10 protein-coding genes and 1 pseudogene are annotated in these 13,972 nt (G+C 70.5%); 3 read left to right on the top strand and 8 right to left on the bottom strand.

The genetic code is table 11. From position 1 onward, the window contains the following. The first annotated feature begins 88 nt into the window (after positions 1-88). Positions 89-898, top strand: a complete 810-nt coding sequence (locus WMF11_RS16035; RefSeq protein WP_437978065.1) for a fumarylacetoacetate hydrolase family protein — start codon at positions 89-91, stop codon at positions 896-898. Between the two features lie 50 nt (positions 899-948). Here the strand turns inward: WMF11_RS16035 and WMF11_RS16030 are convergent, their stop codons facing one another. The 8 genes and pseudogenes from WMF11_RS16030 to WMF11_RS15995 all read right to left on the bottom strand — a co-directional run bounded on the left by WMF11_RS16030 (position 949) and on the right by WMF11_RS15995 (position 11,424). Beyond that, complete coding sequence (locus tag WMF11_RS16030; RefSeq protein WP_437978064.1) at positions 949-1,872, bottom strand: glycoside hydrolase family 11 protein; 924 nt, start codon at positions 1,870-1,872, stop codon at positions 949-951. Positions 1,873-2,314: 442 nt separating this feature from the next. Further along, positions 2,315-2,983 carry a hypothetical protein gene (locus WMF11_RS16025; RefSeq protein WP_437978063.1) on the bottom strand — a complete coding sequence of 223 codons (669 nt, stop codon included), beginning with the start codon at positions 2,981-2,983 and terminating at the stop codon, positions 2,315-2,317. Between the two features lie 859 nt (positions 2,984-3,842). Then, positions 3,843-4,130 carry a hypothetical protein gene (locus tag WMF11_RS16020; protein ID WP_437978062.1) on the bottom strand — a complete coding sequence of 96 codons (288 nt, stop codon included), beginning with the start codon at positions 4,128-4,130 and terminating at the stop codon, positions 3,843-3,845. Between the two features lie 439 nt (positions 4,131-4,569). After that, positions 4,570-4,827 (bottom strand): annotated as a pseudogene (locus tag WMF11_RS16015) (ATP-binding protein); the annotation flags it as partial. Positions 4,828-5,102: 275 nt separating this feature from the next. Beyond that, the gene (locus WMF11_RS16010; RefSeq protein WP_437909226.1) at positions 5,103-6,563 is read right to left on the bottom strand and encodes a serine/threonine-protein kinase; all 1,461 of its coding nucleotides are present in this window, start codon (positions 6,561-6,563) and stop codon (positions 5,103-5,105) included. 79 nt (positions 6,564-6,642) lie between these two features. Next, positions 6,643-8,784 (bottom strand): DUF2169 domain-containing protein, encoded by a 2,142-nt coding sequence (locus WMF11_RS16005; protein ID WP_437978061.1) that lies wholly within the window; start codon positions 8,782-8,784, stop codon positions 6,643-6,645. 153 nt (positions 8,785-8,937) lie between these two features. Continuing rightward, a complete protein-coding gene (locus tag WMF11_RS16000; protein WP_437978060.1) occupies positions 8,938-9,798 on the bottom strand; it encodes a hypothetical protein in 861 nt (286 codons plus the stop codon). 9 nt (positions 9,799-9,807) lie between these two features. Continuing rightward, the gene (locus tag WMF11_RS15995; RefSeq protein ID WP_437978059.1) at positions 9,808-11,424 is read right to left on the bottom strand and encodes a hypothetical protein; all 1,617 of its coding nucleotides are present in this window, start codon (positions 11,422-11,424) and stop codon (positions 9,808-9,810) included. A 125-nt stretch (positions 11,425-11,549) separates the two neighbouring features. On the opposite strand from WMF11_RS15995, the gene argJ reads away from it, so the two are divergent. Together argJ and WMF11_RS15985 are read left to right on the top strand one after the other, a co-directional pair. Further along, entirely contained in the window at positions 11,550-12,725 is a 1,176-nt protein-coding gene (gene argJ, locus WMF11_RS15990) for a bifunctional glutamate N-acetyltransferase/amino-acid acetyltransferase ArgJ (RefSeq protein WP_437978058.1), read from the top strand. 330 nt (positions 12,726-13,055) lie between these two features. Then, the gene (locus WMF11_RS15985; RefSeq protein WP_437978057.1) at positions 13,056-13,931 is read left to right on the top strand and encodes a hypothetical protein; all 876 of its coding nucleotides are present in this window, start codon (positions 13,056-13,058) and stop codon (positions 13,929-13,931) included. Positions 13,932-13,972: the final 41 nt, after the last annotated feature.

Here is a 13,972-nt window from a genome sequence, read left to right as displayed (position 1 = left end):
CCGCGCTGGCGGGCGCCCGGCGCTCGCACGTCGCGGCGCGTGGGTCCCGAGCCTTGCCGCGACGCGAAGATCGCGCTTTGCTCGCGCCATGCGCTTCGCTCGCCTCGCGCCTCCCGATCAGGATCGCCCAGCCTTCTTCGCCCGCCTCGACGGCGCAGCCGCGCTCGTCCTGGACGCCCCGCCCTGGCTCGGCGGCAAGACCACGGGGGAGGCCGTGGCGTGGACCGACATCGATCTCGCCTGCCCCGTGGTCCCCACGAAGATCGTGTGTGTGGGGCGCAATTACGCCGCGCATGCGCAGGAGCTGGGCAACGACGTCCCGGTCGAGCCGCTCCTCTTCCTCAAGCCGCCGTCGGCGCTCATCGGTCCTGGCCAGTCCATCGTGCTCCCTCCGGAGAGCCAGCGGGTCGAGCACGAGGCGGAGCTCGGCGTGGTCATCGGCCGCCGCGCCCGGGCCGTGCGGCCGGAGGAGGCGCTGGATCACGTGCTCGGGTACACCTGCGTGGGCGACATCACCGCGCGGGATCTGCAACGGAAGGACGTGCAGTTCACGCGGGGCAAGGGGTTCGACACGTTCTGCCCCGTGGGGCCGTGGATCGAGACGGCGCTCGATCCCGCGGCGCTCCGCGTGCGGGCAGTCGTGAACTCCCAGGTGCGGCAGGACGGGATGACGTCGCAGATGATCTGGGGAGTGGCCGAGCTGGTCGCGTACATCAGCCGGGTGATGACCCTGGAGCCTGGCGACGTCATCGCGACCGGGACGCCCCAGGGCGTGGGGCCGATCGTGTCCGGCGACGAGCTCGTGATCGACATCGCCGGCGCCACGGCCGAGGCGCGCGGGATCGGCGCGCTGCGGGTGTCCGTGGCCGCGCGGGGAGACGGCGCGAGCGGGCGCTAGCTCGGCGAGCGGCCCGCGGGCGGGCCGGAGCGACGCTCCGACCCCGGCGCTCATCTCAAGGAAAAGCTCACCTCAGCCCTTCCGCTGCTCTGATATCCTTCCACGAACATCGAGACCTCGCTCAAGGTCCCCATGTTCATCCCCAGACTCTGCCATGCGTCGAAGTGGTTGGCGACGGTGATGGTTCCGCTCGTGCGCTTCTGCGTGCGAACGCTCCAGAACTGGGGAGGGGCATTGACGCCATCGATCCCAATCACATCGGATCGATCGACTCTGTAGATGTCATAGACGCCTCCGTCGCTCGTGACGGTGCCCATGGTTCTTGTACCGCCAGGGGGGCGCCAGGTGCCCCAGCCATCGACGATATAGTATTCGACGTCCGGCTTCTTCGTCCAACCATAGACACCCAGGTAGGCGTTGCCGTTTGGCTGAAAGTCAGCCTCGTAGGTCACGATCTGGTTCGCCGACCCGGGCCTCAGGCCTTTGCGGCCCAGCAAGTTGTTGATATCGCTCCATTCCACGCTGAAACCATCCGCGGTGCTGGTCAGGCAGCCGGTCCCCCCTTCCGTCCAGAGTTGATAGGTGAAGCCGCAGTGGTCGCCGGTTTGATTGCTGCAGACCGACGGTTCGGATGTCGTGCACGCGTCGGGTGCGCCGCCGGCCCCGCCGGCCCCGCCGCCGCCCGTCCCCGAGCTGCTGCTCGACGACGAGCCTCCGCCGGCCCCATCGCCGCCCGTCCCCGAGTTGCTGCTCGACGAGGAGCCCCCGCCGGCCCCATCGCCGCCCGTCCCGGAGCTGCTGCTCGTCGACGAGATCGAGCCGCTGCTCGACGACGACGAGCTGCTCGACGAGGAGTCCAGGACGTCGAGATCCTCGCCCACGATGCGCTCGGCGTTGCACGCCAGCAGGCCGCATGCCATCGAAGCGGATAAGTAGCCGAGCAAGGGAGCGATGCGCATTGAAAGGTTCTCCATGATGGACCGGCGAAGCCGCAGGCTTCTGCTCGATATGAATTACTGAACCATCGAGATGCCTGCGTGCCCTCGAACCATGGGTCAAGATTCAAATTTTTCGACCAGCGCGCTCGTGTTCGCGGTGTTCACGAATGCACCCGCGGGCCTGCGCCGACCACATGCCCGGCGATCACGACGCTCGCCAGACAGATGCTCACACTCGAATACGCCGTGTGATGGGGCCGGGCATCACCACGGAGAAAGCAAGACCCACTCGGACGCGCAGCTGCAAGAAGCAAATAATCCCGACAGTACCCTCACTCGGAGTCGGCCCTTGCGCGATCCCGCGACCGACTGCGGCCCCCGGCGGAGAGAGGTCCGGACCGTCAAGGGAGGGTGGAATACTCTTACGATCAGGAGGCGAAAGTCAAGGGTCCTTTCTTCATCGCGACAGGTGGCGACGTCAGTCGATCGCGATCGCAACCGCCGTGTCGTCCGGGTACGTGAAATCCTGCCTGACAGTAAACGGAGCGCTGGGGTTATCGCATTGGCTGCTTAGTCCACACTTGGCCGCGCCGAAGAGCTCGATGGCGATCTCGAGCGCTCCGGGCTGCACGGCGACGGCGCGCTCGCAGAACGCGACGAATGGATTGTCCGGCCGAACCGCGCAGGCGCTCGGCATCTGCTGGCGCTCGTACAGCACGCCTGTCCAACCGAACGTCGCGCTCTGTCCGGCCGCGATCTCGATCACGGTCGCGTCGTGGCAGTCGAGCGGCCAGTGTTCTGCCGTCTGGACCTCCTCGCAGGTCATCTCGATGTTCGAGAGCTCCGCATTGCCGAGTTGCCCACCCTCCGGAGCCACGCGGAAGCGGTCGGAGCACTGGTCGTTGTGGTAATAGATGGGCGTCGCGCGGTTGTTGGTCACCGTGAACGTCACCTGCGGTCCGGGCTCGTCGTCCTCGAACGCCGAGCAATCGACCGCGCCGCCGCCGGGCCCCGGGCCGGAGCCGCCGTCCCCCCCTTGGCCGCCGCCGGAGGAGCTGCTCGTGGGCCCGCCAGGGCCCACCGTCGTCGAATCGACGCAGGCGGACGCCAGAAGACCAATTGAAACCATCGCCAGGATCCTCGACATGAGCATCACCTCCTGAGGGCACGGACAGCAAAGGTTGGTCCAGGCTGAGGGATCCCGCAGATCGCGTGGTTTCGCCGCGTCGCAAGATCGCGCGTGCCGCAGTGAGCCTTTCTGTGCCGGACACGATGCCGTTACCGTGTGCGGCGGCGAGCAGCGCCAAGGAGGCCGCGCCGACTCCCCTGCGCGCTGCGCCCGCTCCGCACGCGCAGGCCCCCAGCCCGTGGGCTTCCTGGCCAGGGATGCTCCGTATCACCGGCACCGCCTACCTAGCCAGACGCCCGGAGGAAGGGGCAAGCGGACTCCGGCACGGCCGCTGCGGTCCAGAGGCGCCTCGACGCCGAAGGCGGCGCGATGACGGCGGAGGTACTTGGACGCAAACTGAGCAGCTAGCTCCACAGCATGGAGTGGGTCCACACCAGCCAGCGGCCGATCAAATGCGTTCTCCGCTCCCCATACGATCGTCACATCGATAACCCAAGGCGCGGGATCGTCGGCATCGCGCGCCGGCCTGACATCGGACAATCGCACAGCAACATCCCGAGAAGCATCACCATGAAATCGATACTTCAACTCGATCATGACCACCCGCAACCTCTATCTCTCACAATTCCTGAGGTAGCGACTGATACGGGCGCCATGTAGCGCCACGCTGGCGCGCTCCGAGCTCACCAGCGCCCCCGTCGATCCCGCGACCGCCCCCCGGCATGCTCTACCAGGCCGACGGCGATCTCGATCCGGCCTCTTGCTCGCGAACCTCACCCCGGCCATGCTGAAGAGCTCGCCGGCCACATGGCCGAGCTCGACCACCGCCCCGAGCGCGCGGCGCCGAGCATTGGTGTCCACCATCGCGTCCACTCGCTCAAGTTCCCCATGTCGTGTTCCAGATGGGTGGGTCGAGGGTTCCGCCGCCCGCGTTCTCGACCTTGTCGTTGACCCTCCGAGCGATGAATTGGGCACCATCCGCGATCGCCTGTGTCCAGTCTACCTGTTTCAGCCGAACCCTGTCATCATCCTTGAACCCGAGAATCTCCACGGCAACAGACCACGAAGCGCCATCGGAATCGAGCCGCACATCACTGATTCGAAGCGTGATGGTCCGCTTCGGACTACCGTCCACTGGGGTAAACAGCGTGGTCAGCTCAAGCATTGAACCTCACTTGCAGCTATCCTCGCATTTGCGAAGACACTTGGAATAGTCGGCATTACACTTCGCGCGACACGTTGACGTAGGATCGCGTTTTGTGCAGTCCTCATGACAACCGTCGTGAACTGCGTCACAGTTCAGCTTGCAGCGCTCCTTGCAATCCCCATTCGCGCCATTCACCCACCAGCACGAGCCGCACGACTGCGCTCCCGAGCGGAGGTGCACCCCGTTGGCGATACTCACATCGCTCCTTGGCCTCGTCCAGGCTCGCATGATCGCCCTGGTAGAGCGAGGTGCAGGCGCCTGTCTCTCCCCAGTTCTTGCACTGAATCGAGCCAGCCTTCCACGTGACCGTGCACTCGGCGAGCTGTGAGCCGTGTCAGGCGACAGTAACTTTTGACCCCCTTACGACAGTAAAACTGACCCCCCTGCGCCTCCTGTGTCACCTGGCCGACGCGGCGTTCCCGCCGAGCAGCCCCGCCTTCTTTTTCTGCTTCAGCCTGTAGCTGTCTCCCGAGATCATCAGGGTGTGGCTGTGATGGAGTAGACGGTCGAGGATGGCGGCAGCGAGGACTTCATCCCCGAAGACCGTGCCCCACTGCGTCACCGCCTGATTTGTCGTGATCAGGGTGCTGCTCTTCTCGTACCTCCTGGCAACGAGCTGGAAGAAGAGATGGGCGCTCTGCCTCTCGAAGGGCAAGCGGGAGCTCGTCCTCGGCGAAGATTGCGCAGGAGACAGCCAGAGTCGCGCAGGAGAGCCAGCGGCGCTGCGCAGGACGAGGCCAAGGCTGCGCAGGAGAGTCAGCGGCGCCGCGCAGGAGGTGACCTACGGTGACGAAGGACACAGAAATGGACGTGCAGAAGGGCGCCCGAGCTGCGCAGGAGCCATGCGACCGTAAGCAAGGACACCTGCATAACGGCGCAGGAGGGCAGCTGGGCCGTCATTGGAGCGCCATGGCCCGCCTTGGCGCTCCCTCAGACCCCGGCGCCCTCCCGGAGCACGATCGTCACGTGCGACAGCCCTGTCCCGCCGAGGAGCATCGCCTTCACGAGGAACTCGACCATCGTGTCGAGGCACTCGGCGGGCGAGAAGCCCGCTCGCCCCGCCCCGAGCAGCGGCAGCGCCATGCTCCGGAGCTTCATCGTGTCCGCGTGATAGAAGCACCCTTCCAGGAGCCGCAGGATGAGGTCGCGCGTCGGCCTGTAGGTCGCCACGTGATCCCAGTCGAGCGTGATCGCGTGGAACACGAACCGCGCGTTCAACCTGCCGCCGGAGCTGACCACCACCCCGCCGTGCCGCACGGGAACGTACTTGCGCGTCTCCATGTGGCACACGCCGCCGCTCGCGTGGTTCAGGGCGAGCGCCACGCCGCCCGACATGGTGAGCTGCCCGTCGTCCGCGCTCACGAGCGCGTCGGCCGACACGCCTGCGATGTTCGCGCGCACGATCGAGAGCGTCCGGTCCCCGTGGAACTGGAAGGCCGTGACCAGCCCGGCAGCGCCGCCCGACAGGAGGGCGGGCCGGAAGCGCGTGTACTGCTCCATGTACACGCGGAGCGTCAGGTCGTGCGGGTCCCCCCAGCGGGTGCTCTGGGCGCCCACGAGGGCGGTGTCGATCTCGTCGAAGGACTGGAAGCGGTCCTTCGGGTCCTTGGCCAGACACCGCTCCAGGACGGCCTGCACGTCCTCGTCGAGCTCGGGACGGAGCGCCCGCGGCCGGGCCGGGATGTCCTGCCGGTGCGCGAGCAGGAGCGGCAGGAGCTCCTGCTCCTCGAACGGCCGCTGGCCCGTGGCCGCGTGGTAGAACGACGCGCCATAGCTGTAGATGTCCGCGCGCGTGTCGCTCTCCTGCGGGCTCCACGCCTGCTCCGGCGCCATGTAGAACGGCGTCCCCAGCACGGTGCCCATCGCGGTGAGGGGCTGCTCCCGGAGCGCCGAGGGCCCCGTCGTGGCGGTCAGGCGCGCGAGGCCGAAGTCGGCGACCTTCAGCTCCCCTGACGGCGCGATCAGCATGTTCGACGGCTTCAGGTCGCGGTGCATCACGCCGAGCTCGGTCGCGGCGGCCATCCCCCGCGCCGCATGGAGCATGTAGCGCCGCAGATCGTCGAGCGGCAGCGGCCCATCCTGGAGCCGCGCGGCCAGCGACGGGCCGCCCACGTACTCCATCACCATGAACGGCGATCGGCTCGAGAGGAAGCCGAAGTCGTAGCAGCCCACCACGTGCGGCGACTTGATGAGCGCCGAGATGCGGGCCTCGCGCAGCATCCGCTCCCCGGCGTTCGGATCCGTGTGCCCGGTGAGCACCTTGATCGCGACGACCCGCGCGAGCGCGAGGTGGCGCGCGCGGAAGACGGCCCCCATCGAGCCCACGCCGAGCAGCCCCTCCACGCTGTACCGGCCCGCGAGCTCCTTGCCCAGCGTCGACGCGTCGATCATGAACGGACCATCGCTTGCACCAGCGATGATGTTCGGAACCCCGGGCGCCGCGGTCAAGGGGCACGGCGCGCGACGCGGATCAGACGGCGTACGCCGCGGGTGCGCCGGCCTGCGCGCGCTGGCGGGGCGCCTCGCGCAGCCTCGCGATCTCGGCCTCGACGCGGGCCCTGAGGCGCGGATCGTCGGCGAGCCGCCTGGCCCAGAGCCGCTTCATGCGCACCCACACGGTGCGTCGGATCGCGCGGTCGCCGAGCGCCGCGGCGCCCCCGCTGCGCTCGGTCGCGACGAGCAGCCGGGCATAGTCGGCCGCATGCAGCGGGCCACAGACGGCTTCCCACGCGCCGACGTAGGCCGCGTCGAACCTGTCGCGGAGCGCCCGCTCGCGGCGCCTGGCCTCTTCTGCCATCGACTCCCGCCACCGCCGCTCGGCCTCTGCCCAGCGCGCCTCCGACAGGCCGTGCGCCCTGAGCACGTCGGCGCGGGGGACCGGCTTCTCGGCGAGCTCCGCCGTGACGATGGCGCACCGCTCGAGGCTCACCTCGTCGCCGTCGCCGAGCGGCGGGAGCGACCCGGAGGGCGATTCGCCCTCGCGCCGGAGGACGTGAAAGAAGCGGGACGCGGCGGGTCGCTCGGGCTCACGCGCGAGGACGCCCGAGGCCGGGGCCGCGTAGGACGAAGACTCGACGGGCGGCGGCAACACCTCGGCGGGCGGCGGCGGAACATCCTCCTCCAGCGCGAGGGTCGCGAGCCCCATGGGCGGGCCGGGCGCCGGTGAAGCGAGCGCGCCAGACCAGGGCGCGCCGGGGATCGGCGCCCTGAGCTCGACGCGCGGGGCCGGCCCCGGGTCGAAGAAGAACGGGATCGCGGGCCGCTCGCCGACGCGCACCTCGTCCTCGCTCGACAGCGCGAGCGTCGCGCTCGCGACGGCATCGATCTGCGGTCGCGCTGGCTCGGGCCGGCCCTGCCGCGCCGATCCCGGCGCGGGCGCGAACGGAAGCGCCGGCGCGCGCACCGCCGCCTCGCCCTGCTCGTCGGAGAGCGCGACCGTCTGCAGCGGCGACGGGCGCTGGATCAGGTCGATGAGCTCGATCTCGTCGTCCGAGAGGTGGATGGTGCGCCCCGGATCCCCGTCCCGCTGGCGCGCCTGACCGGGCGCGTCCTCGATGTGCACGGTCCCTCGCGGGCCGATCGGGAGCGCACCTGGAGCCGCTCCCGCGGCGCCGGAGGCCCGCCCGGGGCGCAGGTCGGGCCACGCGAGCTCCTCGCCGTCGACCGCGACGCCGGCGGCGATCCGCACGGCCGCGACGGCGTGGCCGTCGGGTACGGGGACGATCTGACGCCACACGACCGTGCAGCGCTGCTCGGCGCCGTCGATCCGGAGCGTGTCCGCGTTGAGCTCGATGACGTCGCCCCCTGCCGCAGGAGGCGCGGCCAGCCCGTGGATCCGTGCCACGCCGCGCGCTCGGGGCAGGCGCATCTCCAGCCGGCGAGCGGCCGGGTGCAGGTTCTCGAGCACGATCCACTCGTCGCCGCGCAGATAGTCGATCCGCTGGTCCGGGGGCGCCGCCTGGAAGTACGACCAGTCGAAGCCAGCGGGAATCTCGGCGTTCGGTCCCTCGAGCGTCTCGCGCCGGGTCTTGCCGAGCAGCCGCTTGCGCACGGGCCAGGCGCGCGCGATCGGGCCGAGCCCCGCGGGCCGCGCGGGGTCCTGGGGATCGAGGATCCTGGCCTCGCCGTCGCTCGCGTCGATGCCGAAGGGGTTCTCCCACCCGTTCGCGCCGCGCGCTGCCTTCTCGTACACGAGGGGCATCCGCTGGAACGGCTTCTTGTCGCGGACGAGGAGGCGTTTGTCGAGCGCACAGCCGCCCGCGCCGAAGACGGCGAGCCGCACCGGCAAGCGCTCGACATGCTCCCCCTCAGGGGCGTGGGCGTCGCCCGTGAAGAGCACGTCCGCGCGGCCCAGGTAGGGCGCGAGGTCGCCGGTAAACCGCACGCTCCGCGCGGGGTTCTTGCCGTGATGGACCTCGGCGCGGAGGATCTCCTGCGGCTCCGTCCGCCACATGGCCGCGCCGGGCGTGAACGCGAAGCTCGCCTTGACGATGATCGTGATGTAGCGCTGGCCCTGCGTGCGCCACGAGACCGCGGCGGCCTCGGCGCCCGGGAGCGACGTCACGGCGTCGGGCGGCAGCGCGCTCACGACCGCGTCCTTCTGCACAAGCACCTCGCCATGGTTCGCATCGCGTCAAGCATCGCTCGGCGACCATTGAACCCGCGCAACGTGAACATCGCGTTGCAATCGCGTGATCTGCGTGTGGAGCCGGCGCGGCGGCGAGGGCGTGAGCGGGCGTGGGCGGACGTGGATCGAAGCCGCCGCTCACCCGCCGCACGGGTTCGCCCGGCATGCCCGGACGAAGCCGATCTCGCTCTGCCCCGCCTCGATCCGCTCGATCCACCAGGCGAGCCCCGGGTAGGTGGCCCGGATGAACGCCGCCGCCTCCGCGAAGCGCGCCGCGTCTCCCCGCGCGGCGTAGATCTCGGCGCGGAGCGCGTGGGCCTCCGGCTCGTAGACGCCGCGGAGCACGTCGAGGAGGGCCGGGTCCACGTCGCCGAGCGGCTGCGGCCCGTACATCAGATAACGCAGGATGTGGTCGAAGCGGAGCGGGTCGCCCGGCTCCACGCGGCTCGTGACCGCCGCGCCGCTGTCCGGAGGGAGGCTCGTCCAGCGGCCCCAGGAGCCCGCGCGTGCGGCCTCGGGCGCGAGGCGCCCGAGCTCGCGCTGCTCCTCGGGGCTCGGCGCCGCGAGCTCGATCGGCGCCGGCGCGCTCTCCGCGCGGTCCGGCGGCCCGACGTAGACGATCGCCAGCGTGTACTGCCCGGGATCGAGCCCCGCCGGGAGGTACGACGAGACATCGATGAGCATGCGCCTGCACTCGCCCGGGCACAGGCGGAACACCGGCGTGCCGTGCTCGGGGAGCACGACCGGCGCGGGCTCGGTCCTCACGACCTCCTCGCCGGTGCCCGCCCGCGCGAGGCGGACGCCGATCGCGCCGGCGTTGCCCGCCCAGCTCGGGCGCGGGAGCCGCAGGATGCAGGCCCCAGGGCGGTCGGCGCACAGCGTGATGGCCACGTGCAGGGGAAAGCCGAGCACATAGCGGCGATCGTGATCGAGTGAACGGAGCACCAGCCCAGGCGGGCCCACCGGGTCCCCGGCGCTCCGCGCGTGTTCATCGGACATGACAGCCCCTCATCTCCATCGAAGTCCCCTGTTGTTCTCGAGGCGCACGCGCCGGGTCTCCTTCACGTGGCGCCCGCACAGGTCGTTGCCGACCCGCCCGTCGGTTCCAGGGATGAGCTGCTGGTCGGCGTCGACCATCCAGTGGGACCGATAGTTCATGCAGCACGTCGTCCGGCGCGGCTGCCGGTAATCGAAGTAGCCGCACTTGTGCGGCATCCCGAACGCGTGCGTGAGCTCGTGGACGACGGTGTGGAGCGTGGCTTGCTCGTAGCCGCGACGGGGCTGCGCCCCCTCGGGGTCCCACCACGCCCTGTGATGGGTGAAGAGGATCGTCCTGCCGGCGAAGTACCTCGCCGGCCCGATGTCGATCGTGGGGCTCATGCCGGCGGTGTAGGCGGCCCCTGGGCCCCGCACGTCGGCCTCGACGCGCGCGGGGATGCCGTAGCCCGGGGGCTCCCACGCCCCGTCCCTGCGGCGGGCCCGGGGGAAGAAGAAGAGGCGCCGCTCGTACGCGTGCGCCAGGGAGCCGTCGCCCGCGGTGAACTGGCTCTGGATGTCGTGCGGCGCGAGCCAGAGGCGGGTCCGCGGCGGGTCGTCGAGGACTGCCGCGCTCGCGACCGAGAAGCTCATCCGCCAGCCGTCCCAGCGGAACGTGACGTAGCTCGCGTCCGGGTGGGCGCCAGGGATCTCGACGTACTCGCCGCGCCGCTCGCCCTCGCCGCCGTCCAGGATCGTGACGCTCCCGGAGAACAGCGGGTCGCCCCGGACCTCGGGCACGGGGTGCGGCTCGAGCGCGGCGATCAGGCAGAACCAGCCAGGGTCCCCGGCGTGCTCGAAGTGCTCGCTCACGAAGCGCGAGGCCATCTCGCCGAGCGTGCCCGCGTCGAGCGCCATGTGCTGAAGGTCCTGGATCGCGCGCGCCTCGGTGAAATCGAGCTGGGTGAAGACCGGCTCGAAGTGCGCCGGCGCCTGCTCCACGGGCACCGGGGGGGCGCTCTCCATCCGGATGTACTCGACGTCGATCCGGCGCCAGAGCGTCATGATCCCGGTCTCGTCGCCGGCCGCCTCGGCGATGCCATCGGCCTCGAGCTCGGCGCTCACGATCAGGTTGTCTCCGGCGATATCGGTCATGTGGCGCCGGATCGTGCTCCGCACCCCCACGATCGCCGTGCTCGCGCTGGTCTCCGTCGCGTCGGACAGCGTGTAGCCCTCCACCTCTTCCCAGCCAGGTGCCCTGTCCTGCGTTCCCTCGTTGTCGTCTTCGGCCGGCGCCACATAGTCCCCCGCGGCGCCGTAATCGTTCTCGTCGAGGGTGGCAGCCCAGTCCGGGTGCACCTCCGGCCGCTCATTCGAGGGATCGTCTGGATCACGCGCGCTCCAGCGAATCCGGGCTCCTTCTGGCAGCTCGCCCTCGGAGCTCGTCACCTCGACGGTGATCTCGACGAGCTGCGTATTCTTTGCCCACTGCCCATCGAGATCTCGGTTGATGTAGACGCGTCCCCGGTTATCGAGGCTCTTGTAACCTGGCTTGTACCCAGCCGCCCGCGTCGTCCCCGGCGGCGCCGTGCTGTCGGGAAAGCCCGGCAGATACAGGCCCTTGATGTCGACAATCCGGACCGAGATCATCGGGGCAGAGCATTGCAAATGCCGCGCTCAGCTCGGCCGCCTCCGAGCGTCGCATCCCGCGGGGCGCATGCCTTCCGCTTGTCGCTTTCTCCCGGCGCGCGTTCGTGCGTAGACTCCGCGCCCTCATGAGCTTCGAGCCAGTTGCAGGGTTTCGCTTCGGCGCCATCAGCGCCGGGATCCGGAAAGACGGGCGCATCGACGTCGCGCTCGCGGTGGCCGATCAGCCGGCGATCGTGGCCGGCATGTTCACGCGGAACGTGGTGCGCGCGGCGCCCGTGGACATCGCGATGCAGCGCGTCCGGTCGGGGCGCGCTCGCGCCGTCGTCGCCAACAGCGGGTGCGCGAACGCGTGCACGGGCGAGGCAGGCTGGAAGGCGACGCTCGACACGACGCGCGCCGTCGCCGAGTCCATCGGCGCCTCGGAGGACGAGGTGCTCCCCGCCTCGACCGGCGTGATCGGCGCCGTCCTGCCCGCGCACCGGATCATCGAGCGTGTCCCCGAGCTGTCGGCCCGCCTGTCGCCGAAGGGCTACCTCGATTTCGCCCAGGCGATCTGCACGACCGACCGCTGGCCGAAGCTCGCGCAGCGCAAGCTCGGCGCCGGCGCGACGCTGCTCGGCATCGGCAAGGGCGCCGGGATGATCCACCCCGACGTGGGCCCGCCCCACGCGACGATGCTCGTCTTCCTGTTCACCGACGCCGTGCTCGACGCCGGCGAGGCGAGCGACGCGCTGGCGGCCTCGTGCGACGTGACGTTCAACGCGTGCAGCGTCGACGGGGACACCAGCACCAACGACACGGTGCTCCTCTTGTCCTCCGGCGCGTCGCAGCGCCGCGTCTCGCGCGACGAGCTCTCGGCGGGCCTCACCGAGGTGTGCGGCGAGCTCGCGCGCTCGATGGTGGCCGACGGCGAGGGCAGCACGCACGTCGCCGAGATCCGCGTCCGCGGGCTCGCGACGCGCGACGGTGCGCGCGCCGTCGCGCGTACGGTGGCCACGTCGATGCTCGTGAAGACGGCGCTGTTCGGCAAGGACGCGAACTGGGGGCGGCTGCTCGCCGCCGCGGGCCGCGCAGGCGTCCCCTTCGACCCGCGCGAGGCCCAGATCCTCGTCGGCGGGATCCCGATCGTGCGGAACGGCGCGCCGATCGGGGCGGAAGCCGAGCTCAAGGCGAACGAGGTGCTCGCGCGCGACACCTACGTCATCGAGCTCGTGCTCGGCAGCGGCCCCGGCGACTTCGCGTACCTCACGAGCGACCTCGGACACGGCTACGTCGACGTGAACGCGGGGTACCGCTCCTGATCCTCACGGGGTGACCGGCCGGGCTGCTCGCAGGGAGCGCCCCCGCGCCTTCGCCCCGACCGGAAACGCCGGCTGCGGCCTTCCCCATCGCTCCCCGGCCCCGAGCGCCGGCCGTCCCCCGCCTCACACCGCGCGACCCCCGCGGATCAGTGAACCTCGCGCGACGAGCGCAGGTGAACGCAGGTTCACAAGCGGGTTCACAAAATGAACGCCTCGTCGGGCTTCCCGGCGCTCCTCTCCTGCCGCCCCGTGGCACGCTGCGTGTTAGCGCGCGTCATGGTAGTCGTGCGGGAAGGCCGCGCCGGTGCCGGCCGCCGCTGGAGGACTTCGATGCTTCTTCATTCCCCCCTTGCGAAGATCCTGGGCCGAGGCGCGCTGTTCCTGATGATCGCCGCGACCTCGACGGGCTGCGGCGGCTGTGGCGATGCGTCGCTCCAGTGCGACCCCGATGGCGAGAACTGTTTCCTCTGCGACGGTTACGGGTGTCGCCCCGTGGAGCCGGACATCGACACCGGCAGCAGCGGGGGTCAGGGCGGCGCGGGTCCGGCAGACCCGGGCCAGGGCGGCGCGGGCCAGGGCGGCGCGGGGGGCGCGGAGGCCGAGTGCGACGCGGAGCTCACCACGTGTCCCTGCGACGGCGACGGCGCATGCGAGGACGGCACGCGGTGCGTCGACGGGCTCTGCATCGCGGCGTGCGAGTTCAGCTACGAGTGCGGCGACGGCAGGGTGTGCGTGAACGGCGAGTGCGCCGATGGCTGCTCCAACGCCGCGCCCTGCGCGGAGCCCGGCACGCGCTGCGACCGCGGGGTCTGCGTCCCCGACCCCGCGAACCCCGAGTGCGGCGACGCGGCCCCGTGCGAGGGCGGCGCGGTCTGCGTCGACGGCGCCTGCACCACCGGCTGCGCGACGCACGCGGACTGCGCGCCCGGCGAGGTGTGCAACGCGGCCACCGGCGCGTGCATGGACGATCCCTCGCCTCAGCCCGGCTGCGGCGCCAAGGCCTGCGCGGCGCAGGGTCAGGAGTGCATGGAGGACGGCTACTGCCACTACCCGTGCGAGAACACCCGGGCCTGCCAGCTCATCGACAGCCGCTTCGTCGGCTGCGAGGACGGGTTCTGCAAGACGCGGGAGGAGGTCGCGCCGGAGTGCTCGCTCGACGAGCCTTGCCCCGACGGCGAGAGCTGCATCTCGGGCAAGTGCCTCTGATTCCCCGCACACCTTGACCGTCCGTCACGCGGCGGGTAATC

Origin of the sequence: Sorangium sp. So ce295 (assembly GCF_051527405.1) — a bacterium.
Lineage (GTDB): Bacteria > Myxococcota_A > Polyangia > Polyangiales > Polyangiaceae > Sorangium > Sorangium cellulosum_B.
This window is presented reverse-complemented; position numbering and strand designations above follow the sequence as displayed.